The 26,567-nt window shown below is 44.3% G+C and carries 20 protein-coding genes; 19 read left to right on the top strand and 1 reads right to left on the bottom strand.

What is annotated here, in order from left to right; translation table 11 throughout:
• Positions 1 to 447 precede the first annotated feature (447 nt).
• The 19 genes from PHV44_07120 (at position 448) to PHV44_07030 (ending at position 25,956) form a co-directional block, all read left to right on the top strand.
• Positions 448 to 1,197, top strand: coding sequence for a GAF and ANTAR domain-containing protein (locus tag PHV44_07120; protein MDD5593033.1), 750 nt, complete (start codon positions 448 to 450; stop codon positions 1,195 to 1,197).
• Between the two features lie 70 nt (positions 1,198 to 1,267).
• Positions 1,268 to 2,920, top strand: coding sequence for an FMN-binding glutamate synthase family protein (locus tag PHV44_07115; protein MDD5593032.1), 1,653 nt, complete (start codon positions 1,268 to 1,270; stop codon positions 2,918 to 2,920).
• 2 nt (positions 2,921 to 2,922) lie between these two features.
• On the top strand, positions 2,923 to 3,120 hold the full coding sequence (locus PHV44_07110) for a hypothetical protein (protein ID MDD5593031.1): 198 nt from the start codon (positions 2,923 to 2,925) through the stop codon (positions 3,118 to 3,120).
• Positions 3,121 to 3,373: 253 nt separating this feature from the next.
• The gene (locus PHV44_07105; protein MDD5593030.1) at positions 3,374 to 3,895 is read left to right on the top strand and encodes a sigma-70 family RNA polymerase sigma factor; all 522 of its coding nucleotides are present in this window, start codon (positions 3,374 to 3,376) and stop codon (positions 3,893 to 3,895) included.
• A 134-nt stretch (positions 3,896 to 4,029) separates the two neighbouring features.
• On the top strand, positions 4,030 to 4,848 hold the full coding sequence (locus PHV44_07100; protein ID MDD5593029.1) for a hypothetical protein: 819 nt from the start codon (positions 4,030 to 4,032) through the stop codon (positions 4,846 to 4,848).
• 21 nt (positions 4,849 to 4,869) lie between these two features.
• On the top strand, positions 4,870 to 6,102 hold the full coding sequence (locus PHV44_07095) for an ammonium transporter (protein MDD5593028.1): 1,233 nt from the start codon (positions 4,870 to 4,872) through the stop codon (positions 6,100 to 6,102).
• 45 nt (positions 6,103 to 6,147) lie between these two features.
• On the top strand, positions 6,148 to 6,489 hold the full coding sequence (locus PHV44_07090; GenBank protein MDD5593027.1) for a P-II family nitrogen regulator: 342 nt from the start codon (positions 6,148 to 6,150) through the stop codon (positions 6,487 to 6,489).
• A gap of 371 nt (positions 6,490 to 6,860) precedes the next feature.
• Positions 6,861 to 8,270, top strand: a complete 1,410-nt coding sequence (glnA, locus tag PHV44_07085; protein ID MDD5593026.1) for a type I glutamate--ammonia ligase — start codon at positions 6,861 to 6,863, stop codon at positions 8,268 to 8,270.
• Positions 8,271 to 8,402: 132 nt separating this feature from the next.
• Entirely contained in the window at positions 8,403 to 8,636 is a 234-nt protein-coding gene (locus PHV44_07080) for a helix-turn-helix domain-containing protein (protein ID MDD5593025.1), read from the top strand.
• Positions 8,624 to 13,216, top strand: a complete 4,593-nt coding sequence (gene gltB, locus PHV44_07075) for a glutamate synthase large subunit (protein MDD5593024.1) — start codon at positions 8,624 to 8,626, stop codon at positions 13,214 to 13,216. Before PHV44_07080 ends, gltB begins: the two co-directional genes overlap by 13 nt.
• Before the next feature lie 44 nt (positions 13,217 to 13,260).
• On the top strand, positions 13,261 to 14,727 hold the full coding sequence (locus PHV44_07070) for a glutamate synthase subunit beta (protein MDD5593023.1): 1,467 nt from the start codon (positions 13,261 to 13,263) through the stop codon (positions 14,725 to 14,727).
• Between the two features lie 182 nt (positions 14,728 to 14,909).
• Complete coding sequence (locus tag PHV44_07065) at positions 14,910 to 16,514, top strand: CTP synthase (protein MDD5593022.1); 1,605 nt, start codon at positions 14,910 to 14,912, stop codon at positions 16,512 to 16,514.
• Between the two features lie 43 nt (positions 16,515 to 16,557).
• Positions 16,558 to 17,637, top strand: a complete 1,080-nt coding sequence (gene carA / locus PHV44_07060) for a glutamine-hydrolyzing carbamoyl-phosphate synthase small subunit (protein ID MDD5593021.1) — start codon at positions 16,558 to 16,560, stop codon at positions 17,635 to 17,637.
• A gap of 78 nt (positions 17,638 to 17,715) precedes the next feature.
• Positions 17,716 to 19,362 carry a carbamoyl-phosphate synthase large subunit gene (carB, locus tag PHV44_07055; protein ID MDD5593020.1) on the top strand — a complete coding sequence of 549 codons (1,647 nt, stop codon included), beginning with the start codon at positions 17,716 to 17,718 and terminating at the stop codon, positions 19,360 to 19,362.
• 110 nt (positions 19,363 to 19,472) lie between these two features.
• Positions 19,473 to 20,843 carry an amidophosphoribosyltransferase gene (gene purF, locus PHV44_07050; GenBank protein ID MDD5593019.1) on the top strand — a complete coding sequence of 457 codons (1,371 nt, stop codon included), beginning with the start codon at positions 19,473 to 19,475 and terminating at the stop codon, positions 20,841 to 20,843.
• A 166-nt stretch (positions 20,844 to 21,009) separates the two neighbouring features.
• A complete protein-coding gene (locus PHV44_07045; GenBank protein MDD5593018.1) occupies positions 21,010 to 23,244 on the top strand; it encodes a trehalose-6-phosphate synthase in 2,235 nt (744 codons plus the stop codon).
• A 21-nt stretch (positions 23,245 to 23,265) separates the two neighbouring features.
• Positions 23,266 to 24,069, top strand: coding sequence for a trehalose-phosphatase (otsB, locus tag PHV44_07040; protein MDD5593017.1), 804 nt, complete (start codon positions 23,266 to 23,268; stop codon positions 24,067 to 24,069).
• Positions 24,070 to 24,080: 11 nt separating this feature from the next.
• The gene (locus PHV44_07035; GenBank protein ID MDD5593016.1) at positions 24,081 to 24,743 is read left to right on the top strand and encodes a DUF5752 family protein; all 663 of its coding nucleotides are present in this window, start codon (positions 24,081 to 24,083) and stop codon (positions 24,741 to 24,743) included.
• A gap of 1 nt (position 24,744) precedes the next feature.
• Positions 24,745 to 25,956, top strand: a complete 1,212-nt coding sequence (locus tag PHV44_07030; GenBank protein MDD5593015.1) for a glycosyltransferase — start codon at positions 24,745 to 24,747, stop codon at positions 25,954 to 25,956.
• A gap of 87 nt (positions 25,957 to 26,043) precedes the next feature.
• Here PHV44_07030 and PHV44_07025 read toward each other — a convergent pair whose 3' ends face one another.
• Positions 26,044 to 26,244: a cold-shock protein gene (locus tag PHV44_07025; GenBank protein ID MDD5593014.1), complete on the bottom strand. Its 201-nt coding sequence runs from the start codon at positions 26,242 to 26,244 to the stop codon at positions 26,044 to 26,046.
• Positions 26,245 to 26,567 lie beyond the last annotated feature (323 nt).

Below are 26,567 nucleotides of genomic sequence, written 5' to 3'. Positions count from 1 at the left end.
TACTTTAAGAACGAACGCAGCCTTAACCTTTGGATATTTGGCCTTATTAAACACATAAACCTAAGGCCGATTCAACAACCTAAGAGGATGCTTCAATACGAAAGTGCGAAATAATCCTTGCACTACTTATTATGAATAAAACTTGACAAGCTTAAAATAATATGTTATATTTTTTATAACACAGGCACAGGGTTTGTGCTAAAAGAAAAGGGACAAAGGCGTTCGTAAGAACGCCCTTTTTTTATACCTTTTTCTTTCGACGTAAGAAGAACGGATAATGACGTCCTTTTTAGCAGAGATCGCTAATTAGGGCGTTTTTTTCGCCACAAAACGTGGCGAATCCGCCATGGATTATGGCGGAATTCTTAGGACGAAGGCGTTCTTTAATGTCCAGTTTTGGGCTTTTTAGAGAATGCCTTTTTTGTTTTTATAGCCTGCCTATTAAATATGCATAAGCAGGCAAATCCTATGCAGAATATACCTTACGAAGAACAGATAAGCGCTTTAACCAAAATAAGCAAAGCCATCGCTTCTGATGTTTATTTGGAAGATATCCTCCGTCTCATAGTTACCGTAACCGCCGAGATGATGGGTTCAAATATTTGTTCACTGATGCTTCTTGATGATAAGAAGAATGAGCTCCTGATCCGGGCAACGCAAAGCATCAGCGAAGAATATAATAAGAAGCCTCCCTTGAAAGTAGGAGAGGGCGTTGCCGGCAAGGTAGTAAAAGAAAATAAGCCCATAGCGATCAAAGACGTTACTAAGGAAAAGGAGTATAAACACAAAGATATAGCCAGGAAAGAGGGCCTCTGTTCGCTTTTATGCATCCCTTTGGCAGTCAAGGGTAAGGTTATAGGAGTGATTAATTGTTATACTGCAAAGCCGCATGATTTTAGCGAAACAGAGATTAATATTTTAACCTCCGTAGCCAGCCAGGCAGCGGTAGCCATTGAAAATGCGCAGTTGTTGGTAAAAAGCAAGGTAATCCAGGAAGAACTGGAAACACGTAAGAGAATAGAACGCGCTAAAGGGATACTGATGAGTGAAGACGGCCTTACGGAGGAAGAAGCATACCTGAAAATCAGGAAGTACAGCATGGATAGCCGTAAGACCATGCGCGAAGTTGCGGAAGCAATTATTTTGGCATCTGACATGAAAAAGGTAACAGAAATAAAAAAGACGCATGCTCATTAGGCCAAGACTCTTTGGCTTCGGCGTTGCGAAGCTAAAGATATGAGCAAACAAAAAAAGGAGGAAGGTTGCGATGAATTTACAAAGGCCGAACGCAAATGATGCGACCGGGACGTTTAACCGGTCAAAAAATGTGGTACCGGGTTCTGGTATCTGTTCTCGTTGTATTGACGGGTGCAAAGGTAATTGTGAGGTTTTCAAAGCTTCATTCAGGAGCCGCGAGGTGATTTATCCCGGGGCTTTTGGCGAGATTACTGCCGGTGCAGATAAAAATTATCCGGTAGATTATTCACATTTGAATATCCAAGGATATGCCTTAGGCGCAAAAGGCCTACCCGGTGAGATTGAAGGTAACCCGGATAATACAAAATTTCCTGATGTGAATACAGAAACCGAATACGGATGGAATTCCAAAGTAAAAATGAAGGTTCCTATTTTTACCGGGGCCCTGGGTTCGACAGAAATCGCCCGGAAAAACTGGGAACATTTTGCAGTGGGCGCTGCCATATCAGGCATTACCCTTATTTGCGGGGAGAATGTCTGCGGTATAGACCCGGGCCTTGAACTTGATAGCAAAGGAAAAATTAAGAATTCACCGGATATGGACCGGCGTATAGAGATTTACAAAAAATTCTATGAGGGTTATGGCGAGATATTGGTGCAGATGAACGTAGAGGATACGCGTTTAGGGGTAGCCGAATATGTCAGGAAAAAGCATAATCTTGAGGCCATAGAGTTGAAATGGGGCCAAGGGGCCAAGTGTATCGGCGGAGAGATAAAAGTAAAAAGTTTAGAAAGGGCGCTTGAGTTGAAGAGGCGCGGTTATATAGTGACCCCGGATCCTTCTTTGGAAGCAATCCAGAAGGCCTTCAAAGACGGTGCCATAAAAGAGTTTGAACGTCACTCCCGCTTGGGCTTTGTTTCAGAAGAAGCATTTTTAGCCGAGGTTAAACGCCTGAGAGGGCTCGGGTTTAAGCGTATTACTTTAAAAACCGGGGCCTATTCTATGCGCGAACTGGCGATGGCGATTAGATACTGCGCCATGGCTGAAATTGACCTTTTAACCATAGACGGCGCTGCCGGCGGCACAGGGATGAGCCCTTGGAGGATGATGGAAGAATGGGGGATCCCTACCTTTTATCTGGAGGCCCTTACCTATGAGTTTTGCCAGAAATTGACCAAAAAAGGTATACGCGTCCCGGATATAGCCATTGCCGGAGGTTTCTCTACTGAAGACCATATTTTTAAGGTAATCGCAATGGGCGCGCCATACGTTAAGGCAGTATGTATGGGCAGGGCATTAATGATTCCCGGCATGGTGGGTAAGAATATCGCTCAGTGGATAAAAGACGGGAATCTTCCGGTTACAGTATCCGAATTTGGGAAGACAGAAAAAGAGATCTTTGTTTGCTATGAAGAATTAGCTGATAGATACGGCAAAGATATGAAAAATATTCCCCTTGGCGCTGTGGGTATCTATTCTTTTGTGCAGAAGATAAGGGTAGGCCTTCAGCAGTTGATGGCAGGCAGCAGGAATTTCAGGTTAAGCACAATCTCCCGCGATGACCTGATGTCTTTGACTGAAGAGGCGGCAAAAGTTTGCGGTATACCTTATGTTATGGATGCCTATCGTAAAGAGGCTGAGGCGATCCTCGATGGCAGAGATACTATAAGGCGCGAAAATAACTTTAATCACCGGAAAATACGGGTAGCAGCGGGGAGGTAACTATGGGTAAGAAAGGGTTATGCGAAACGTGCCTGAGCGATACAAAATGTATTTTCCAGGCCAAGTTTCCCGTCTTACAATGCGAAGAATTCAGCGATTATCAGCCGAAAGCAAAAGGAAACAATAGTAACACGGCAAAGCGTAACAAACAGCGGGAAACCAGTTGTATTAATATAGAGACAACGGAGTCTTTTGATTAAATGCGACCAATCTTCAATTTTGACATATCGGTCGCATTTACCCTGAGCGAAAGCGAAGGGTAATCCTTCGGGCTTCGCCCTCAGGATAAATGAAACCAAAACTAATAGGTTAAAATTCATATTTGGTTTCATTTAGATTCTAAGAAAATAATTTGTTTTTGGCGGACTAAGGCGTCCTTTATCCGATGTGGGAGCAAAGGGCGCCTTTTTATTTGTACCAAAGTTATGCTTTCATTTAAAACAGAGGTTAAGGATGTATTTTTTAGAGCTTATCCAGAGAATATCGCCGAAATTAAAAGGGATAACCCATAAGCTTAATGGGCGTTTTACATTTTTTAATGAAGATGATTTATACCAGGAAGCATTGGTGCATCTTTGGTTAGGCTATAAAGAGGGCAAGCTATCCGGCAATACCGATAGTTATATCCTGCAGGGTTGCTATTTTTACCTCAAGAATTATATCCGTAAGACGCAGGATAAAGCCCCTTTAGTCAGTATCCACGCCTTGGTAAATGAAGAAGATGCCCTGGAGTTAGGGGAAACTCTATGTTTAGAAGACCCGGAATCATCTTTTGAACGTATTCATTGTAAAATGTTAATCGAAAAAATTAATAATAACGGCCTGACAAAAAGAGAGAAAGAAGTATTCCGCCTTAGCTTAGAAGAATTAACGATCAGAGAAATCGGGAGTAGATTGGGAATTTCACATGTAAGAGTAGTAAAATTAAAGGGTAAAATTAGAGATAAATGCCAGAAGTTTAAAGGTTCTATTTAGCCAGGGTTACCAGAAAGAATAGTTTTTTACTTGTATTAGTGTAGAACACAGGGGAGTGTAATAATACACAGGCGTCTTGAATCCAGCGATGGATAAAAAGACGCTTTTTTATTTGGAGTTTATGGAGGATAAGGATGGATAAAATTAAATGCTTTGGTTTTTATCTTATAGCCCTGGTATTTGGGTTTAGTATCCTGAATTCTGCCTATGCTACCCCTTCAACGCATATCTGGGTGCCGTCTACGGATATCCAGCCTTATAAAAAGATACACATAACCGCCGATAATTATACTCCGACAACCGGCAAAGGCACAAATGCCGATAATTATGACCAGCATAATTATGTTCAGCAGGTCTACGGCCTTACTTTTAGTTTACTATCGGATAAACCCGAAAAGAATCTTTTGGGAAAGTTTTGGGATCCATTAGGAAAAGTTATGGCTGAGATAGGGTTTGACTATAAAAAGGGTTTGGGTTCTTTTTATGACTCCACCCCCTGGTATTTTCATTTTAAGTTTGGCCTGGCTGAAGGCGCTTACTTCAAAAATATGCCTGCCTTTGCCGTTGGTTGTTATGATATGGGGACAAGGCCGCACAGGACAAACAATAATGTCTGGTATTTTAAGGCCGCTAAAACAGCCTCACTGGGTAAGTTTAATTTAGGCAGGTTTTCCGCCGGATATTTCAGGGGCAATGGCAGGCTCTTACGGGATAAGAATGGCCTGCGCGATAATGGCGGTCTACTCTTGGCTTGGGAGCGCACTATACCTGAGATCAACGAACGGTTGTGGCTATGCGTGGATTATCAGGGGACGCAGTCTTCTTATGGCGCGATTAACTATGGCTTTGCCTGGAAGTTCACGCATAATATTTCGGCGATACTCGGTTATGATATTTATAACAACCGTAACTTAACCGATGCAATCACCTTTCAGTTAGACGTTGACTTTTAAAATGGAGAGGAGGCAGTAGAAATGATTAATGCAGGCGATACGGCGTGGGTTTTGATGTCCTCGGCCCTTGTATTGCTGATGACACCGGGATTGGCCTTTTTCTACGGCGGCATGGTCAGGAAAAAAAATACGCTTAGTGTATTAATGCAGTGTTTCATCATTATGTGCGTATTGAATATCCAATGGGTGTTGTTCGGCTATAGCCTTTCCTTTGCTCCAGGAAAAGGTTTTTGGGGCGGTTTTGGCTGGTTCGGCTTAAATGGCGTAAGTGTCTTAGAGCCTTATGTAGATTATGCCGCAACCATACCGCATCAGGCCTTTATGGTTTTTCAGGCGATGTTTGCCATAATTACGCCTGCCTTGATTATCGGTGCCTTTGCCGAGAGAATGAAATTTTCCGCTTTTCTTATTTTTACCCTGCTCTGGGCAACTTTTGTTTACGACCCTCTCTGCCACTGGGTTTGGGGTGTTGGCGGTTGGCTGCGGAATCTGGGTGCGTTGGATTTTGCCGGAGGGACAGTGGTGCACATCAATGCCGGCATTGCGGCGTTAGTTACGGCTTTAGTCATCGGCAGGAGAAAAAATCTTGATTCTAATATTCCTGCCCCGCATAATCTCCCTTTTGTTGTTTTAGGCACTGGGTTACTCTGGTTTGGTTGGTTTGGTTTTAATGCCGGCAGCGCCTTAGCAGCAAACGGCTTAGCGGTGAATGCCTTTGTAGTGACAAATACGGCAGCAGCTAGCGCAGGTTTAAGCTGGGCTCTTTTGGAATGGATGCATAACGGAAAACCGACATTGTTTGGGACGGCTAGCGGAATCGTAGCCGGTTTAGTCGCTATTACGCCGGCCGCCGGTTTTGTCAGTGTCCTGCCGGCTGTTGTAATAGGATTATTGGTGAGCGTGTTTTGTTTTATGGCTGTTACTGTCCTTAAGCCTAAGTTGGGTTATGATGATTCCCTGGATGCCTTTGGCGTGCATTGTATAGGCGGTATCTGGGGCGCTTTGGCCACAGGCTTGTTTGCTTCTAAAGCAGTAAACCCTGCGGGAGCCGATGGTTTATTCTTCGGTAATCCGAGACAGTTTCTGGTGCAGTTGGCAGCAGTTGCGGTTACTTTAGTTTATACTTTTTTAGCTACCTTTCTGATTTATAAAATAGTAGATTTAATCATCGGGGTGAGAGTGGGCGAGAAGGATGAACTTATGGGGCTTGACCTTACTCAGCACCGCGAGCAGGCATATACTATACTAGAATAACGAGAGTAGGCAGTAGTTAGCATGTAGCATATAGGGGAGGGAGATATGAAATTAATTATTGCTATAATTCAGCCCTACAAATTAGAAGAAGTAAAGGAGGAGCTTTATAAGGCCGAGGTTAATTTAATTACGGTGAGCGAAGTTTTAGGGCACGGCCGCCAAAAAGGCGTTACTGAGGTTTATCGCGGGGTTAAGGAAACCGGAAACCTCCTGAAGAAAATCCGCCTGGAGATAGCCGTAAACGACAATTTTGTAGAACCGACTATAAAAGCCATCGTCAAAGGCGCTAAGACCGGCGAGATAGGAGACGGCAAGATATTTGTCTTGGACCTTACGGAATGTATACGTATCCGCACAGAAGAGCGCGGCTCAGTGGCAATCGGATGAGAGGCCATTCGCTTGGCCCAGGAATAAATTTTCTCAACTCAGAGGAACAGAAAATTTAGGTTACCAAAAGAGCGTTTTTTTTACTTGTATATATAGAAGGCTAAAATTTAGGCACATCGTAGTGTAAAATTAGGCAAAATATTCATTGAACAGAGGCGTTCGAGACGGTCAGAGGAAACCGACCAAAAAGAATGCCTTTTTTTCGCCACAAGACGTGGCGAATCCGCCATGAATTATGGCGGAATTTACTGACAAAAGGAGAGGAAAAGATGTCCCCAAAACGCAAGGCGAAAGAAATAGCCGAAGTAAAAACCAAAAATCCCCTTACCAACGGTTCGTTTGACGAAAAAGCAGCCAGGGATGTGCTCAAAATGGTTAAGGAGAAGGGTATCCAGATTATCGACCTGAAATTTAATGACCTCCCGGGCTTATGGCAGCATTTTTCCATTCCTGCCTCTGAATTATTAGAAATGGATGATATCACCCGTTCCATCTGGGTAGACGGGATTGGTTTTGACGGTTCGTCTATCCGTGGTTTTCAGAAGATTCAGGAATCGGATATGATTTTAATTCCTGACCCTTCTACGGCAATTGTTGATCCAGTCTGTGAGGTGCCGACCTTAAGCCTTATTTGCGATATTTATGATCCTATGACCCGTAAGCCCTACACGCGCGATCCGCGTTATATCGCCAAAAAGGCGGAGAAATACCTTAAGGATACGGGGATTGCGGATGATGTTTATTTCGGCCCGGAAGCAGAGTTTTTTATTTTTAATAGTATCCGTTTTGACCAGACCGAAAACTCCGGATATTATTTTATAGATTCCGATGAGGCGGACTGGAATACCGGCCGTAATGAGAATCCTAATTTAGGATATAAGATCCGTTTTAAAGAAGGTTACTTCCCTGTTCCTCCCCATGATTCTATCCAGGATTTGAGAAGCAGGATAATCCTGAAAATGAAAGAGTCGGGTATTAACGTAGAAGTGCATCATCATGAAGTTGCCACTGCCGGCCAATGCGAAATCGATATGAAATTTGATAAACTCACCAAAATGGCCGATAATCTTCTGCTTTACAAGTACATCATCAAAAATATGGCCAAGAAAAACGGCATGGTCGCTACTTTTATGCCCAAGCCCTTATTTGCCGATAATGGCTCCGGTATGCATTGCCATCAGAGTCTTTGGAAGAAAGGCGTAAATCTCTTTTATGACAAGAATGGTTATGCGCTCCTCAGTCAATCCGCTAAATATTATATCGGAGGTTTATTAAAACATGCCAACAGCTTAATGGCCTTCTGTGCGCCAACCACCAATTCATATAAAAGGCTTGTCCCCGGATACGAAGCGCCGGTGAACCTGGTTTATTCTGCGCGTAACCGTTCGGCGGCAGTAAGGATTCCCATGTATTCAGATAACCCGAAATCAAAAAGAATAGAATTCCGTCCGCCTGACCCGGCGTGCAACGGCTACCTTGCTTTTTCCGCAATGCTTATGGCTGGGCTTGACGGCATACAGCATAAGATTGATCCGGGCGAGCCATTGGATGTTGATCTTTTTGAATTAAACGAGGAAGAGCTCGCAAAGATAGCCACAGTTCCATCGTCACTGCGCCGTGCAATAGATGCCTTAGAGGCAGACCACGAATACCTCTTGAAGGGCGGCGTATTCACCAAAGACGTAATTGACGTATGGTTAGAATTTAAGCGTAAAAAAGAAATAGACCCGGTGAGGATGCGGCCGCATCCATACGAGTTTTATCTTTATTTCGATATCTAATATTGAATTTTGCCCCGCAAAATCCTTACGGGGCAAAAATTTGTTTTTATGTGATTAAATTTTAGGCAAGGAAAATCTCTCTTTCGAGCAAGTAGTCTTAACAGATTTTCCGCAGATATAATTTTCTGCACTATGGATATTACGGAGAATAAGATTATTCAGTTAGAAGATTCACTTTATAAAGAAAAACAGGGCTTTTTATATAAATATGTTTTGGAAACAATTGAGAAGCCGTTGATTGAACACGCGTTAGAGCGTACATATGGCAACCAGCTTAAGGCAGCCAAGATTTTAGGGATTAATCGTAATACCATGCGCGCCAAGATTAAAAAATTAGGTATTGAGCCTAACAAATGGAAGATATAGCTATGGAATATAACCGTCTACCGCAAAAACAAGGGCTATATGACCCGCGCTTCGAGCATGATTCCTGCGGCGTAGGTTTTGTCTGTAATATCAAAGGTGAAAAGTCCTATGATATTATCAGGCAGGGCTTGGAGGTGCTTAAGCGCCTATCTCATCGCGGAGCAACCGGGGCAGATCCTAAAACAGGCGACGGCGCGGGGATATTAATCCAGATACCGCACGATTTTTTCCTTAAGGTTAGCCGGGAGAATAAAATTGATTTACCAAAAGAAGATGAGTATGGGGTGGGGTTGGTATTCTTGCCGCGGGATGATAAAGAGCGTAAATTCTGTAAAAATATATTTGCCAGGATAATTAAGGAAGAAGGGCAATCTCTTCTTGGCTGGCGCAGCGTTGCGGTAGATGATAGTAATATAGGCAAGACTGCCAGAGATACCCAGCCGGTGATGGAGCAGGTGTTTATAAAACGAGTCGTTGGTCGTTGGTCGTTGGTCGTTAGTAGGGATGGTTTAGATTTTGAAAGGAGGCTGTATGTAATTAGAAAAAGGATAGAGAATATTGTCCGCGCATCGGGCCTAAAACAAAAATCCTTTTTCTATATTACTAATTTATCCAGCCGTACCATTTCATATAAAGGCCTGCTGATGCCCAGCCAGTTAGGGGATTTTTTTCTTGACCTTAAGGATAAAGATATAAAGAGCGCGCTTTGTCTGGTGCATTCCCGTTATAGCACTAACACCTTTCCTGCCTGGGATTTATCTCAACCCTTTAGATTCTTAGCGCATAACGGCGAGATAAATACTCTAAGAGGCAATATCAATTGGATGCAGGCCCGCGAAGGGCTTCTGCAGAGTAAATTTTTTGGTAAGGGGCTTAAGAAGATTATGCCGGTGGTTGTTCCGGGGGGGAGCGATTCCGCTGCTATTGATAATGTCTTTGAATTACTGGTTTTAGCAGGCAGGCCATTGTCCCACGCGATGATGATGCTTATACCTTCTGCCTGGCAACAGGATAGTCTTATGGATGGGAGATTAAAGGATTTTTATAAATACCACGCTTGTTTAACCGAACCCTGGGATGGCCCGGCAGCGATTGCCTTTAGCGACGGAATCAGGGTAGGCGCGGTATTAGATAGAAACGGACTGCGCCCCTGCCGTTATATCATCACCAAAAAAGGCCTGGTAGTTATGGCCTCAGAAGCGGGGGTCTTAGATATTGCGCCTTCAGATATCCTTAAGTCAGGCAGGCTTGAACCGGGGAAGATATTTTTTATTGATACGGATGCCGGCCGTATTATTGAGGATAAAGAGATAAAGGCCGCTATCTCCAAGCAGCGTCCTTATGGCGCGTGGCTTGAGAAGAATATGGTTGAACTCAGCGATTTGGGAGCTGCTAAAGAAAAGAAGAAAGATAATTCTGATACCTTACTCCATCTAAAGACTTTTGGATATAGCCGCGAGGATTTAAAAGTAATCATCCGGCCTATGGCAGAGAATGCGCAGGAACCGATAGGCTCAATGGGTAATGATACGCCGCATGCCGTATTGTCCGAAAAACCACAGCTTCTCTATAATTATTTTAAACAGCTATTTGCCCAGGTTACTAACCCTGCGATAGACCCTATACGCGAAGAATTGGTAATGAGTTTAGAGACTTATCTGGGCCCGGAAAAAAATATCCTGGATGAAACACCCGGGCATTGTTATAAGTTAAGAATCGCTAATCCCATCCTTACTGATAAGGATTTAGAAAAAGTCCGTAATATCAAAAAAAATGGATTTAAGACCAAAACTATTTCTTTGCTTTTTCCGATTCCGGATAAAGATGCTTTCCGCAGGGCCCTGGATAGGATATGTAAAGAGTCTATGCGGGCCATAAAAGATGGTTTTACCTTTATCATCTTAAGCGACCGCAATACAAATAAAGATTATGCTGCCTTGCCCAGCCTCTTAGCTACTGCAGCGGTGCACCATTATTTAGTAAAAAAGGCTTTACGTACACAAATCGGGATTCTGGTAGAGAGTGCCGAGCCCAGGGAAGTGCATCATTTTGCGCTTTTATTCGGATACGGGGCAGATTGTATTAACCCTTATCTTGCTTATCAGGCCGTAGGATTGTTGGTTAAGGAAAAAGAATTAAGCTTAGATTTAGAAATTGCAACCCATAATTATATTAAGGCTGTGGATAAAGGAATCGCCAAGATTCTTTCCAAGATGGGTATCTCCACATTACAGAGCTACCGCGGGGCACAGATATTTGAAGCCCTGGGCTTAAGGCAGGATGTGATTGACGCGTATTTTTCCGGGACAGCATCGCGTATCGGGGGAGCAGGTTTAAAAGTTATTGCCGAGGAGAAAATATTAAGGCACCAACAAGCCTATGCCGAGAGGAGTTTAGGCCTTCCCTATCTTGCGGCAGCAGGGGTGTATCAATGGAAGAGAGACGGTGAATTCCATTTATGGAATCCGCAGAGTATCGTCACCCTTCAGGATGCCACCCGTGATGGTGATTATCAAAAATACAAAGAGTTCGCCTGTTTGATCAACAATCAGTCAAAAGCGCCCACTACCTTAAGAAGTATGTTAGAATTTTCCGCCGCAGGCGGATCCGCCTCTGGCGGAAAACAAATCAACCCCATCCCCGTTGAAGAAGTAGAGCCTGTGGAAGAAATTGTAAAGCGGTTTACTACCGGGGCGATGAGTTTTGGTTCTATCAGCAGGGCGGCGCATGAAACTATTGCTCTGGCCATGAACAGGCTAAAAGCCAGGTCTAATACTGGAGAAGGCGGAGAAGACCCTGCCCGGTTTACGCCTTTAGCTAACGGCGACTCTACCCGCAGTGCCATAAAACAGGTTGCCTCCGGAAGATTCGGAGTGACGACTAATTATCTGGTTAACGCTGATGAGTTACAGATTAAAATTGCCCAGGGCGCAAAGCCCGGAGAGGGAGGGCAATTACCCGGGCATAAGGTGAGTGTGACTATTGCCCGCACGCGCTATACTACGCCGGGAGTAACCCTTATTTCTCCTCCGCCGCACCATGATATTTATTCTATTGAAGATTTAGCGCAGTTGATATTTGATTTAAAGAATACCAACCCCAAAGCGCGCATAAGCGTAAAACTGGTTTCTGAAATCGGAGTAGGGACCGTTGCTGCCGGCGTAGCCAAAGGCCATGCGGATATGATTTTAATTTCAGGAGGGGATGGCGGGACAGGCGCCTCTCCCCTTAGTTCCATTAGGCATGCGGGCCTGCCTTGGGAATTAGGTTTATCCGAGACGCATCAAACCCTGGTTTTGAATTCCTTAAGAAACAGAGTCCGCCTGCAGACTGACGGACAGATGCGCACCGGCCGTGATGTAGCTATTGCCGCGCTCTTAGGCGCGGAAGAATTCGGTTTCTCTACTGCGGTTTTAATTGTTTTAGGTTGCGTGATGCTCAGGCACTGTCATCTGAACAACTGTTCTGTCGGTATTGCTACTCAGGAAGATATTTTAGAGAAAAGATTTAACGGTAAACCGGAATATGTGACAAGCTACTTTTATTTTGTGGCTCAGGAATTACGCGAGATTATGAGCCGTTTAGGGATTCGCAGCGTCGATGAAATGGTCGGCAGGACCGACCTTTTAGAAGTTAACCGCGGCATTTTTCCCTGGAAGGCAAAGGGTTTAGACCTTTCGGGGTTGTTGTATCAACCTCCGATAACTAAAGGGGTGCCGAGGTATTGTACTGCCAGCCAGGAACACGGCATCGAGAAGGTTTTAGACCTGGCACTGATTAAAATTGCTCAGCCTAGCCTGGATAAATCCGAGGCCATAAGCAGGGAACTGGCTATTGCCAATACCAACAGGGCAACCGGCGCGATGTTAAGCGGAGAGGTTTGCAGAAGATACGGAGAAGAAGGGTTGCCTGAAGATACGATTCATTTTAAATTTAAAGGTATAGCCGGCCAGAGTTTCGGGGCATGGCTGGCTAAAGGAATTACTTTTGAACTTGAGGGGATGAGTAATGATTATGTAGGAAAAGGTATCTCCGGAGGGAAAATTATTATTTATCCTGACCGGGAAGCCAACTATAAGGCCGAAGAGAATATTATTATCGGCAACACCACTTTTTATGGCGCAATATCAGGCGAGGCTTATATCCACGGGGTAGCCGGAGAGAGATTTTGTATCCGTAACTCCGGTTTATCTGCGGTGGTAGAAGGCGTGGGTGATCACGGCTGCGAATATATGACCGGCGGGAGAGTAGTTATTTTAGGTAAAACCGGCAGGAACTTCGCAGCAGGTATGTCCGGAGGCATTGCCTATATTTACGACATAGATAAGAGTTTTAAAGAAAAGTGTAATTTAGAAATGGTAGAGTTAGAAGAACTTTCGGCGGATGACGCAGAGAATATCCGTAATCTATTGCAGAATCACCGCCGATACACTCAAAGCCAGGTTGCCGCAGGAATTCTGGATAATTTTACGCATGAGGTTAAGAAATTTATCAAGGTTATGCCTAAAGAATATAAGCGTATCTTAGAGATGGAGCCGACTCAAGAGGTATCGGACTTGGCAGAGGTTTCTGATGGGTAGCAGGGACAGTCCCCTTCGGGGATAGTCCCTGTCGAGGAATATTTATGGGTGATATCAAAGGTTTCCTGAAGGTTAAAAGACAGACGCAAGGATACAGGTCAGTGTGCGAGCGGCTTTTAGATTACCGCGAAGTTTGCCTTCTGCCGGAAGATGAAAATTCCGAGATGCAAGCCTCCCGTTGTATGGACTGCGGCACGCCTTTTTGCCATTGGGGTTGCCCAGTAGGTAGTTATATCCCGGAGTGGAATGATCTGGTTTTTCGCGGAGAATGGCAGAGAGCAGCAGAACTCCTTTGCGCAACCAATAATTTTCCGGAGATAACCGCAAGGGTCTGCCCGGCAATCTGCGAATATGCCTGTGTTTTAGGTATCAACGACGAACCAGTGGCCATACGCGAAAATGAGCTTGCCATTATCGAATACGCTTTTAAAAACGGATATATTCAGCCTAAGCTATCCAATAGGCGTACCCATAAAAAGATTGCTATTGTCGGCTCCGGGCCTGCGGGCTTGGCTTGCGCAGACCAGCTCAATAAGGCAGGGCATGAGGTAGTAGTTTTTGAAAGAGACGATAAAATCGGAGGCATCTTACGTTACGGCATCCCTGATTTTAAACTGGAGAAATGGATTTTAGACAGGCGCCTTAAAATTATGGAAAAAGAAGGCATAAAATTTAAGACAGGGGTCCAAGCCGGAAAGGATATCAGAATTTCGGAATTGAAAAAGAAATTTGATGCTGTTTGTTTAGCAGGGGGTTGCCGAGTCCCGCGTGATTTTCCGCCTAAGGCGGATCAGCCTACGGCTGAAACAACAGAAGGAAGGGATTTAAAAGGGATTTATTTCGCTATGGATTATCTAACGCAGGCGAATAGAAGAGTAGCAGGAGAAGTTATCTCCTCTGAGGCACTGATTGATGCGGCAGATAAGAGTGTAGTAGTAATCGGAGGAGGAGATACAGGTTCTGATTGCGTAGGTACAGCGCATCGCCAGGGCGCGCGTTGCGTTGTCCAGATAGAGCTCCTTCCCCAGCCAGCCGCATACCGCACCCGGGATTATCCCTGGCCTAAATACCCGGTGATTTTCAAGACTTCCCCCAGCCACGAAGAAGGGGGAGAGCGGAGATGGTCGGTCCTCACTAAAAGATTTACCGGCAGCCAGGGGCAAGTCAAGGGGCTTTCCTGTGTTAGAGTAGAATTTGAAACAAAGAGTAACGGTTGCACGGTAATGAAGGAAACCCCTGAGAGCGCGTTTGAAATTAATGCGGATATGGTTATTTTGGCTTTAGGTTTTGTGCATCCGGAGAAAAGTGCGCTCCTTGAAAATATCGCGTTAGATCAAAGGGGTAATGTCAAGACGGGGGATAATTGTATGACGGAAGTTAAGGGGGTTTTTTCTGCCGGAGATATGCGCCGGGGGCAGTCTCTGGTAGTCTGGGCTATATCGGAAGGAAGGAGAGCTGCCCATTATATAGATGAATATTTGATGGGTAAAAGTAATCTACCGGTGTCTTAGAAGCATTGACAATCAGGTAAAATATGTTATACTCAAAAGTAGTCCAAAGAAGAACTACTAAAAGAGAAAACGATGGCGTTTTGCGGCCGGACTATCGGCGCGTAAAACGCCTTTTTTAATGAGCGCATAACTTATGAGGGCAATAGCCGACATAAGTTATAGGCACGAATTAAGGATTTACTATGGCAAAGTATATATTTGTAAGCGGCGGAGTGATATCAAGCCTGGGTAAGGGGATTACCTGCGCTTCTATCGGTAAGATACTGGAATCGCGGGGCTTAAAAGTTGCCCTGATGAAATTCGACCCCTACATAAATGTTGATCCCGGGACGATGAATCCTTACCAGCACGGCGAGGTCTATGTTACCGAAGACGGCGCCGAAACAGACCTGGATTTAGGGCATTATGAAAGATTTACCCATGCCAACACTACTAAATTCAATAATCTTACTACCGGCCAGGTCTATAACGCGGTAATTTCTAAGGAGAGGCGCGGTGATTATCTGGGTAAGACCATCCAGGTTATTCCGCATATTACTAATGAGATAAAGGAGAGGGTTAAAAAGGTAGCACAGGTCTGTGGCGCGGATATCGTCATCGTAGAAATCGGTGGTACCGTAGGCGATATTGAGAGTCTGCCCTTTTTGGAAGCAGCCAGGCAATTCAGCCTGGATATGGGAAAAGAAAATGTACTCTATATCCATCTTACCCTTGTTCCTTATATCAAATGTGCAGAGGAGATAAAGACAAAACCGACTCAGCATAGCGTCGGGACATTACGCGAAATCGGAATCCAGCCGGATATATTAATCTGTCGCACCGAAAAGGCTCTCTCCGATGAACTGAAGGAAAAAATATCCTTATTTTGTAATGTGCCTAAAGAAGCGGTTGTCGAAGCCAAGGATGTAGAGTCAATATATGAAATACCGTTAGTTTTTAAAAATCAGATCCTGGATGAAATAATCCTGAGTCACTTTAAGTTAATCTGCAGGTCTTCGGATTTAGAGGAGTGGGAGAAGGGCGTCATAAAGAGAGTGCTTGAGCCTGAAAGCAAAGTGGCTATAGCGCTGGTGGGTAAATACATCACTTTACAGGATGCCTATAAGTCCATATATGAGGCGTTAATCCACGCTGGGATATATAATAATGTAAAGGTGGAGATTAAGAAGGTAGATTCCGAGGATATTCAAAAGAAAGGCCCGGATGAATTTCTAAAAGATGCCTGCGGCATCATTGTGCCGGGCGGTTTTGGTTATCGGGGGATTGAAGGTAAGATTGAGGCCATTAAATTTGCCAGGGTGAATAAGATCCCTCTTTTGGGTTTGTGCCTGGGCATGCAGTGCGCAGTCATCGAATTTGCCCGCAATGTCTGCGGCCTAAAAGACGCCAATTCTACTGAGTTTAACCCCAAAACAAAATATCCGGTAATCAGTTTGTTGGCAGAGCAGAAAAAGATTAAAGATTTAGGAGGTACTATGCGTTTAGGCGCATACCCCTGCAGGATTAAAAAACATTCTTTAGCTTTTAAGCTATACTTAAAGGCCCTAATCCAGGAACGGCACCGCCATAGATATGAATTTAACAATAAATACAAAAAGCTATTCCTTAAGAAAGGCATGGTTTTTTCTGGCATCTACCCCCAGAAAAATCTGGTTGAGATTATTGAATTGAAGAACCATCCTTATTTCATTGCTGTGCAGTTTCACCCCGAATTCAAGTCCAAGCCGAATAACGCCCACCCGTTGTTCAGGGGATTCATTAAAGCAGCGTTAAGCTTTAAGCTGTAAGCCCTAAGCTTAAAGCTTACAGCATATAACCTATAGCTAAAAAATGGAAGCGATACTCGCTTTAGAAGACGGAACGATATTTAAAGGGGAATCCTTTGGCGCTAGTGGCGAAAAATATGGCGAGGTAGTTTTTAATACCAGTATGACCGGTTACCAAGAAATCATTACCGACCCTTCCTATAATGGCCAGATTGTAGCTATGGCTTACCCCTTAATCGGTAACTACGGCATAAATAAAGAAGACGCGGAGTCACATTCGCCATTTCTTGAAGGTTTTGTGGTCAGAGAATATAGCAAGATAGCCAGTAATTGGCGTTCCCATAAAACATTGGGGGATTATTTAAAAGAGAATAATATTTTGGGTGTTGAGGGCATAGATACGAGAAAACTGACTTTACACATACGCCACAGAGGCGCGATGAAGGCGGCCTTATCTACGGAGGATTTAGATGAGAAAAGTTTAGTCAAGAAAGCAAAAGATTCACCCGGATTGCTCGGCATTGATCTGGTCAGGGAAGTTGCTACTGACCGTAAATATATCTGGGATAAATTAATAGGAGCTAGATATAAGGTAGTAGTTATTGACTGCGGCGTAAAATATAATATTTTAAGAAAGTTATTAGAAAATAAATGCCAGGTGACCGTGGTGCCGGCTAAAACCCCTGCTGAGGAAATCTTGAAGCTGGATCCGGATGGTGTTTTGCTTTCTAACGGCCCGGGGGATCCTGCGGCAGTTAAATATGTGGTAAAGACGACCAGAGAATTGCTCGGTAAAATACCTATTTTTGGTATTTGTTTAGGCCATCAGATGTTAGGCCTGGCTTTGGGTGGTGAAACCTACAAACTTAAGTTTGGCCACCACGGGGCGAACCACCCGGTAAAAGACTTAAAAACAGGGAGAGTTTCTATTACAGTTCAGAATCACGGCTTCTGCGTAGATATGGATTCATTAAATAAGAAAGAAATAGAGATTACCCATATCAATTTAAATGACCAGACCTTGGAGGGGATGCGGCATAAAAAATTACCTGCATTTTCCGTGCAGTTTCATCCCGAAGCTTCAGCCGGCCCGCATGATGCCCAGTATTTGTTTGGGGAATTCGTAAAAATGATGGATAAGTAAGCTTTAAGCCGTAAGCCTTAAGTTTTAACAAAAGCTTATAACTTATAGCTTACGGCTTACCGCTTATAACTTAAAATTATGCCTAAACGTACCGATATAAAAAAAATCCTAATCATCGGCTCAGGTCCTATTGTGATCAGCCAGGCCTGTGAGTTTGACTATTCCGGGACCCAGGCCTGTAAGGTTTTAAAGCAGGAGGGATACAGAGTAGTTTTGGTGAATTCAAACCCCGCCACGATTATGACTGACCCGGATATAGCAAACCAAACCTATGTTGAACCATTGACCGTAGAAATTTTAGCCAAGATTATCGCTAAAGAAAGGCCTGATGCCCTCCTTCCTACGTTAGGAGGCCAGACCGCTTTAAACCTGACCGTAGATTTAGCAGAAAAAGGGATATTAAGGAAATATAGGGTAGAAACTATCGGTGCCAATATAAAAGCGATCAAAAAGGGCGAAGACAGGCAGTTATTTAAAGAGGCGATGCAGAGAATCGGCCTGGATTTACCCAGAAGCGGTAAGGCCTATAGTTTAAAAGAGGCCTTTATTGTAGCGCAAAAAATAGGATTTCCGGCGATTATCCGGCCGAGTTTTACTTTAGGCGGGACAGGCGGGAGTATCGCCTATAACATTGAAGAATTCAAGGAGTTGGCAAAGCACGGCCTTGAATCCAGCATGATCGGCGAGATCCTTATCGAGGAATCGGTGCTCGGCTGGAAGGAATTTGAATTAGAAGTGATGCGGGATATAAAAGATAATGTGGTCATCATCTGCTCCATTGAAAATTTCGACCCCATGGGAATCCATACCGGAGACAGCATTACCGTTGCACCCATCCAGACCTTGACCGATAAGGAATACCAGAGGATGCGGGATGCGGCGATCGCCTGCATCAGAGAAATCGGCGTAGAAACCGGCGGCTCTAATATCCAGTTTGCCGTTGACCCAAAGAACGGCAGAATGGTGATTATCGAGATGAACCCCCGTGTCTCAAGGAGTTCCGCGTTAGCCTCTAAGGCAACGGGTTTCCCCATTGCCAAGATTGCCGCGAAGTTAGCCGTGGGTTATACCTTAGATGAAATCCCCAATGATATTACTAAGAAAACCCCTGCCTGTTTTGAACCAGCTATTGATTATTGCGTAGTGAAAATTCCCCGCTTTACCTTTGAGAAATTCGCATCGGCGGATTCCGCATTAAGCGTATCCATGAAATCCGTAGGCGAGGTGATGGCCATAGGCAGGACTTTTAAAGAAGCCCTGCAGAAGGCGCTACGGTCATTGGAGATAGGCCTTTTTGGTTTAGATGATTTAAAATATTCCCCGGACGACGAAGAATTAGAAAAAAACCTAAGGGTCCCTAACGCCCTAAGGGTGCTTTATCTAAAAGAATCCATAAAAAGGGGCAAGAGCATTGATGGGATCCATGGCCTAACCCGGATTGACCCCTGGTTTCTGGAAAATATCCGGCAGATTGTGGAATTGGAAGAAGAGATAAGGGTAAAGTTAAAATTAAACCATGAGCAGGGCTCGGTTGATCTGCTCAAAAAAGCAAAGGAATACGGGTTTTCAGATGCGCAGCTTGCCCGTTTCTTAAATCAGGACGAAGGCGCCATAAGGCAGTGGCGTAAAGACGCAGGGATAAAACCGGATTACAAGCTGGTAGATACTTGTGCCGCGGAGTTTGAGGCGTTCACCCCTTATTATTATTCTACGTATGAAACATAGAGAATATGGCTATCCGCCTTCGCCAAAGCACTTTCGTCTTTGGCTACGGCGGATTAATTCGGGCATACAATTTACGGTCACTTCGTTCCGTAAATTGTGCCCTCATTAAGATGTGCGGAATATTCGGGATATATCCACATAAAGATGCGGCGCATCTGGCTTGCTTAGGCCTTTACGCGCTTCAGCATAGAGGAGAGGAATCCAGCGGCATAATCACGCGTAACGGCAAGAGGGTCTATCTGCATAAGGGTTTAGGTTTGGTGAGCGATTCTTTTGGCGAGAAAATTATTCGCACCCTGCGCGGCGAAATGGCGATAGGGCATGTGCGTTATTCTACGACCGGAAGCAGCAACATCAAGAATGCCCAGCCATTTTATGTAAAATCAAAAATCGGCGATATCGCCATTGCCCATAACGGTAACCTTACCAATACGCTTGAGCTGCATAAGGAACTTGAAAACAACGGCGCCCTCTTCCAGACGAGCATGGACTCAGAGATTATCGCCCATCTATTGGCGCATAGCCAGAAAAAGGATATAAAAGAAGCGATTATCTGGTCGCTCTCTAAATTAGCAGGGGCTTATTCTTTAGTGCTCATGCTTAACGATATCCTCATCGGGGCGCGGGATACCTTTGGCTGGCGGCCGTTGTGTCTGGGTAAATTAGACGGGGCATATGTATTAGCCAGCGAAACCTGTGCTTTGGATTTAATCGGCGCTGAATATATCAGGGACATACAGCCCGGAGAGATCGTATTTATCTATAAAGATAATATAGAATCTGTAATGCCTTTTAAAAAGACCCCTCGCGCCTTTTGTATTTTCGAATATATTTATTTTGCTAGGCCCGACAGTAATATTTTCGAACACAACGTCTATGTAACGCGTAAAAGGCTGGGGGCGCAATTAGCAGCCGAATTTCCTGTTGAGGCAGATTTAGTTATGCCTATTCCCGATTCAGGCACATACGCGGCTTTGGGATTTTCTGAAGCCTCCAAGATCCCTTTTGAATACGGCATGATCCGTAACCATTATATCGGCAGGACGTTTATTCAGCCCACTCAGGACCTGCGGGATTTCAGGGTAAAGATAAAACTTAACCCTTTAAGAGAAGTATTAAACGGAAAAAAAGTAGTGATAATCGAAGATTCTATCGTGCGCGGCACGACCAGCAGGATACGCGTGAGGGCCTTGCGCCAGGCCGGGGCAAAAGAGGTGCATATGCGGGTCAGTTGCCCGCCGCTTAAGTTCCCCTGTTTTTACGGCATAGATTTTCCTACCAAGAAAGAGCTTGTTGCTTCAAGGCATGATATTGCCTGGGTGCGCGATTTTATCGGCGCAGACAGCCTGGAATATTTAAGCCTTGAGGGGATGCTTAGCTCTATGCCTCTTCCCAAAGAAAATTTCTGCACTGCCTGTTTTACGGGGAGATATCCCATTAATCATACCTGCCATTTCTCTAAAAACATCCTGGAGAGATAAACCCTAATCTGTTGACAATTTTCATATAAAACAATATAATAAAGGCGTAATTGGATAAGCGGTCTGGAAATATGCAGGTATTTCTGGAGATGGATTTTTGGATGGTCGGGCCGCCATTTCGCATCTTAGGGGAAGGCGGTTTTTGTTTCTTAGGGAGGGATAATAAATGAAAAGAATCCTTTTATTTATTTTACCGATTTTGATTATTGTCGCCCTTGGCCTGACGGTCTCCGGCATCATGCAGGTGCGTTTTACGCAGGAAAAGTTGTCGGATGACTTAAAGAGAAAGGCCCGGGCAGTGGATGAGAGCCTGGAGGTTTCGGCAAGGTATATCCTACTTAACAATGACTTAAAATCAGCGAACCGTCTGGTGGAGAGTTTCCAGAAAAGAGAGAGGCTGCAGGGTTGCGTTATTTACGATAAAGACGGCCAGATCCTGGCTATCACGGAGCGGTTTTCCGATTGGAGGCAGAAAGATAAGCCTTACCTCAAAGATATTCTAGGCGCGAAGAATCCGCGCGGCGCCATAGAGAAATTCAGGGAGTATTCCGTATATAGTTATATTTTACCTATTCTGGATGATGAAGGCAACATATTGGGCTTAGTAGAAGTTATTTACGATACCTCTTATTTATTTACGACGTTGACGGAATTATGGAGAAGGATAAGCATAACATTGATTGTTTTGATATTGCTGATAGCCTTAACCGCATTTTTAATCCAGAGGCAAATTTTTATTCTTCCTGTGCGCAGGCTTACCAAATGGTTTAGCCATTTTCAGAGGGGAGAAACGGATAAACTGCGGCCCTTTGAAGAGAAAGGGGAATTCGGGAGGCTGATTAGCGAAGTCGAGCAGGTAGCCCTGGGTTTAAGGGTAGCACGAAAGGTAGTCACTGAAGAGGCCCATGTCCGTTTCCAAAAAGAAGAGCTGTGGACGGAAAACAAGCTCAGGGACCTTATCCGCGCGAAGTTAGGGGAGAATGCTTTATGTGTTGTCTCAAATAGAGAGCCTTATATGCATATCACCGACGACGCCACGGGGGCCTTAAAGTGTATTCGTCCTGCAAGCGGCGTGGTTACCGCGATAGATCCGATATTGCGCGCCTGCGGCGGTACCTGGATTGCCCACGGAAGCGCGGACGCCGATAGAAAATTCGTAAACTCAAAAAATAAACTCGGCGTGCCTCCGGAAGATATCCGTTACATCTTAAAAAGGGTTTGGCTTACCAAAGAGGAAGAGGACGGTTATTACTACGGTTTTTCTAACGAGGGGCTCTGGCCGCTCTGCCACGTCACCCATACCCGGCCGATATTTCGCGAGGCCGACTGGCGTATGTACAAAGAAGTAAATCAAAAATTCGCTAACAGTGTGCTGGAAGAGCTTCCGGCAAAGAATCCCTTTGTTTTCATACAGGATTACCACTTTACGCTCCTGCCGAAGATGATCAAGGAGAAGAGGCCCGATGCGACCGTTGCGTTATTCTGGCATATCCCCTGGCCGAATCCGGAGGCCTTTGCCATATGCCCCTATCAGAAAGAAATATTAGAGGGTATGCTGGCCTGTGATTTAATCGGATTCCACGTTCAATTCCATTGCAATAATTTCCTTGATACTGCCAATAGGCTGATTGAGTGCCGCGTTGACACGGAAAAGTTCAGTATAGTCAGGGCTAATAAGGAAACACTCGTTAGCGCCTTCCCGATTAGCGTTAACGGATACGCAAGCGGCAAGGCATCCGGGATTGAAGCCGAACAGTTGGATAAAATACGCAAGGAATTCCAGCTGGAAGGTAAATTTATTGCCGTGGGCGTAGACAGGATTGACTATACCAAAGGTATCGTCGAACGCATACTGGCTATTGACAGGTTTTTGGAAAAATACCCTGAATATAAGAACAGGTTTGTCTTTATCCAGTTAGCCGCTCCCAGCCGTACCCATATCAAGCGTTATCACGAACTGATGGGTGAAATAGAAGAGCTGGTGGAGAAGAAAAACTGGAAATACTCCGAAAAGAACTGGAGGCCCATAATTTATTTAGAGAGATATTTTTCTCCCGAAGAGATAAGGCCGTATTATGCGCTGGCCGACCTCTGTATCGTCAGTTCTCTGCACGACGGAATGAATTTAGTGGCTAAGGAATACGTTGCTTCGAGAAGCGATTTAGGCGGGGCGTTGATGCTCAGCCAATTTACCGGAGCAGCCAGGGAATTAACCGATGCGGTTTTGATTAATCCTTACGCCATCGAAGAGTTTGCCGATAGCATAAGGTTAGCAATCGAAATGCCCCCCGAAGAAAAAAGAAAGCGTATGGAGAATATGCGCAGGATAGTTTGCGAAAACAACGTCTATAAATGGGCGGGGAACATCATTACGGAATTGACTGCCCTGAAAAAGGGGTAAGCCTTAAAGGAAGGCCCGTCTATGGATTACCTATTTGATAAATGGGCGAGGGTTGCATCTCGGCTGCAGGAAGGGTCTATATTTATTTTTCTTGATTTTGACGGTACCTTAGCACCTATAGCCCTGACGCCTGAAAAAGCTAGTCTTCCTGCCAAAGTCAAAGAAACCTTAAAGAAAATCTCAAACAAAACTGATTTTACCCTAGCTTTTATTAGCGGCAGGTCATTGAAAGATATCAAGGAAAAAATCGGGTTAAAAAATGTTATTTATTCCGGGAATCACGGGCTAGAAATAGAAGGGCCTAAGATTAAATTTGCGGCTCCGCTTTCCCTGCGCTATAAAGCGATTCTCGGAAAGATAAAGAATGATTTAGAAAATAAGCTCACCTTCATTAAAGGCGTTTTTATAGAAGATAAGGGCCTTTCGCTAGCCATTCATTATCGTTTAGCGGATAAAAAACAGGTCCCTCTGGTGAAGACAATTTTTCATGAGACGGTAATAATACATCTTGTAAGAAATAAGATAAAGATTAAAGCCGGAAAGAAGGTGCTGGAGATAAGGCCGCCTTTAGAATGGGATAAGGGAAGAGTCGTCTTATGGCTTCTGGCAAGGCAAAAATTCGCCAGTAGCAATTCCAGAGTCATTCCGGTTTATATGGGAGATGACATTACCGACGAGGATGCCTTTAAAGCACTTAGTCATAGAGGGATTACTATATTTGTAGGCAGCCTTAAACAATCATGCGCGCAATACTACCTTAAGGATACGGATGAGGTAGCGGAATTCTTAAGAAGGATATTGGCAATTAAAGAGGAGCGGAGTTAATAGCAGAATCCATGATGAAGGCAAAAGAACCCTTTAGGTTTCATACCAGGCTGCATCTATCGGAATTGACCGGGTTAAGGGCGGCTACCTTAGGGCAGCTTTTGGAATTTATCAAAGAAGTGCCGGGCGCCTGTATCTACCATCATACCCATAGGTTCCTGCAGCAGCACCAGTATCTTTCCCCTGAACCGCCGAATGATTTTGCCTACTGGGTCAGCGATATCTTAGGCGAAGATGAGCTCGGAGAAAAATTAGCCAGCATCGATACTGTGCTCTACCCAACGATACGCAGCCTCAGGGACAAGATCACGCAGACCATTGAAGGGTATTTACAGGATAACCCTTTGGCTAAGCTGAAATTTGCCCGCTCGGGGGAGGAATTGCATTTTATAAAATCAATCAGTTTTGTTTTGCCGACCAAGTATATTGCCTATGATTTAGCGGGCTTCATGGAAATCTTAAAGAAAATCACTATAGATTCTATATATTTTCATATTTTTGAGGCGCGCCTAAGGCTTGAGAGGCAGACCAATGATTTTTCGAACTGGATAGAGACGTCCATCGGCGATAAGAGGCTGGCGGATAAAATTTCGCAGCTTGACCCTTATACCCGTACCTTAGAGGATTTGAGGGCGACGATTATCCAGATAATCGAGAAGAGGGCTAAGGGTTGATATGGTAAAGATAGAAGAATATATCCCGATTGTCGGGGAATCGATTATCGCTGACCTGAAACTGCTTGCTGAAAAACTAAAAGGTAAATCCATCCAACACATTAATTCTACTGCCGTAGGCGGAGGGGTTGCCGAAATATTAAACTGCATGGTGCCTCTTTTAAAAGAGTTAGGGGTTGATACGAGATGGGATTTGATAAAAGGCGGCGAGCAATTTTTTGAAGTAACTAAAAAGTTCCATAATGCCCTTCACGGCAGGGCAGAAACCATAACCCAGCGGGACCTTGATATATTTATGGAGACGAGCCAGGAGAATATAAGGGAAGTCGTTACTCCTTCGGATATTGTTTTTATCCACGATCCGCAGCCAGTAGCATTAATAAAAAAGAAGTCCGGCAACAAATGGATCTGGCGTTGCCATATAGATGTGTCTGAGCCGGACCGCAAGGTATGGGATTTTCTGATGAATTTTATTGTTGAATATGACTCCGCAGTATTCTCTGCGCCCGGATTTTCACAGAGATTGCCGATAAGGCAATTTTTAATTTCGCCTTCAATTGACCCTTTAAGCGATAAGAATAAAGAATTGCCCCGGGAAGCCGTCGAATCTGTTTTACGAAAATATAGTATCCCTGATGATAAGCCCATAATCACCCAGATTTCGCGTTTTGACCGCCTAAAGGACCCGCTGGGGGTTATTGAGGCCTATCTTCAGGTCAAAAAATATGCCGACTGTCAGCTGATTTTAGCCGGGGGGACTGCCGCGGATGACCCCGAAGGATTAAAGGTGCTGGAGGAAGTCAGGGAAAAAGCCAGGCAGGACAGCGATATCCATATTTTACTATTGTCACAAAATGATATTGAGGTGAATGCGCTGCAGCGGGCCTCAACGGTTATTATCCAGAAGTCTCTTAAAGAAGGATTCGGCCTGACAGTCGCAGAAGCGCTCTGGAAGAAGAAGCCGGTGGTCGCTTCTAATGTGGGAGGTATTCCTTTGCAGATAAAACATAAGTATTCGGGGTTACTTTGTCATTCAGTAGATGGCGCTGCATTTGCTATAAAGCAGCTGCTTAATAGCCCGCAATATGCCAGAAAATTAGGCGAAAACGGCCGGGAGCATATAAAAAATAACTTTTTACTTACGCGCCACCTCAGGGATTATATGTTGTTATTTCTCGCCCTGTACCATAACGAAGATATCGTTTATTTATAACGGGTAGGGACAGATTGAAATAAAAAAGCCGTTATTGTTATATAACGGCTTTTTTATTGGGTTACTTAGAGACTATATAGTATGAACCTATAGTTTGCTTACGTTAGTCGCTTGCTCGCCTTTAGGGCCCTGGGTGACATCAAACTCGACTTCCTGGCCTTCCTCTAAGGTTTTATAGCCTTCTCCTTTTATAGCGCTGTGATGCACGAACACATCCTTGCCATCTTCGCTCGTGATAAAGCCATAACCCTTTTGGTTACTGAACCATTTCACTTTGCCTTTTGCCATTTCTTGTTTCTCACCTCCCCCACATAATAAAAAACCCGTAAAGCATACTAGCACTCCATTTCGCCTTACGGTTTTTATGATTACTAATATCTTTATTCACCATCAGTTAGGAACTTACTTAAAAAAAAGTATACCATTTTTTTTGCTTTTGTCAATGTTTTTTATGGGATATTCTTGCGGTTTAGCGATTGCCCCACATAAAGTAAAATATATTTCGCACTTTTGATATTGCCATACAAATAAAAAAGGCATATCCTCTTAGGTTGATAACGCAAATTATTAACCTAACCGGCTCTTGAGGAGCCAGCAAAGGAGGATACGCC

The sequence above is a fragment of the Candidatus Omnitrophota bacterium genome (assembly GCA_028717245.1).
Taxonomy (GTDB): Bacteria; Omnitrophota; Gorgyraeia; order Gygaellales; family Profunditerraquicolaceae; genus JAGUYA01.
The sequence above is the reverse complement of the archived record's forward strand: the minus strand, read 5'-3'. Positions and strand labels throughout refer to the sequence as shown.

What these genes read in the sequence shown, in the direction of transcription:
- PHV44_07100 (MDD5593029.1), top strand. Translation starts at nt 4,030, where the DNA reads ATGGATAAAATTAAATGCTTTGGTTTTTATCTTATAGCCCTGGTATTT.
- purF (MDD5593019.1), top strand. Translation starts at nt 19,473, where the DNA reads ATGTGCGGAATATTCGGGATATATCCACATAAAGATGCGGCGCATCTG.
- gltB (MDD5593024.1), top strand. Translation starts at nt 8,624, where the DNA reads ATGGAAGATATAGCTATGGAATATAACCGTCTACCGCAAAAACAAGGG.
- PHV44_07080 (MDD5593025.1), top strand. Translation starts at nt 8,403, where the DNA reads ATGGATATTACGGAGAATAAGATTATTCAGTTAGAAGATTCACTTTAT.
- PHV44_07030 (MDD5593015.1), top strand. Translation starts at nt 24,745, where the DNA reads ATGGTAAAGATAGAAGAATATATCCCGATTGTCGGGGAATCGATTATC.
- glnA (MDD5593026.1), top strand. Translation starts at nt 6,861, where the DNA reads ATGGTTAAGGAGAAGGGTATCCAGATTATCGACCTGAAATTTAATGAC.
- carA (MDD5593021.1), top strand. Translation starts at nt 16,558, where the DNA reads ATGGAAGCGATACTCGCTTTAGAAGACGGAACGATATTTAAAGGGGAA.
- PHV44_07115 (MDD5593032.1), top strand. Translation starts at nt 1,268, where the DNA reads ATGAATTTACAAAGGCCGAACGCAAATGATGCGACCGGGACGTTTAAC.
- carB (MDD5593020.1), top strand. Translation starts at nt 17,716, where the DNA reads ATGCCTAAACGTACCGATATAAAAAAAATCCTAATCATCGGCTCAGGT.
- PHV44_07035 (MDD5593016.1), top strand. Translation starts at nt 24,081, where the DNA reads ATGATGAAGGCAAAAGAACCCTTTAGGTTTCATACCAGGCTGCATCTA.
- PHV44_07090 (MDD5593027.1), top strand. Translation starts at nt 6,148, where the DNA reads ATGAAATTAATTATTGCTATAATTCAGCCCTACAAATTAGAAGAAGTA.
- PHV44_07025 (MDD5593014.1), bottom strand. Translation starts at nt 26,244, where the DNA reads ATGGCAAAAGGCAAAGTGAAATGGTTCAGTAACCAAAAGGGTTATGGC.
- otsB (MDD5593017.1), top strand. Translation starts at nt 23,266, where the DNA reads ATGGATTACCTATTTGATAAATGGGCGAGGGTTGCATCTCGGCTGCAG.
- PHV44_07095 (MDD5593028.1), top strand. Translation starts at nt 4,870, where the DNA reads ATGATTAATGCAGGCGATACGGCGTGGGTTTTGATGTCCTCGGCCCTT.
- PHV44_07065 (MDD5593022.1), top strand. Translation starts at nt 14,910, where the DNA reads ATGGCAAAGTATATATTTGTAAGCGGCGGAGTGATATCAAGCCTGGGT.
- PHV44_07120 (MDD5593033.1), top strand. Translation starts at nt 448, where the DNA reads ATGCATAAGCAGGCAAATCCTATGCAGAATATACCTTACGAAGAACAG.
- PHV44_07105 (MDD5593030.1), top strand. Translation starts at nt 3,374, where the DNA reads ATGTATTTTTTAGAGCTTATCCAGAGAATATCGCCGAAATTAAAAGGG.
- PHV44_07110 (MDD5593031.1), top strand. Translation starts at nt 2,923, where the DNA reads ATGGGTAAGAAAGGGTTATGCGAAACGTGCCTGAGCGATACAAAATGT.
- PHV44_07070 (MDD5593023.1), top strand. Translation starts at nt 13,261, where the DNA reads ATGGGTGATATCAAAGGTTTCCTGAAGGTTAAAAGACAGACGCAAGGA.
- PHV44_07045 (MDD5593018.1), top strand. Translation starts at nt 21,010, where the DNA reads ATGAAAAGAATCCTTTTATTTATTTTACCGATTTTGATTATTGTCGCC.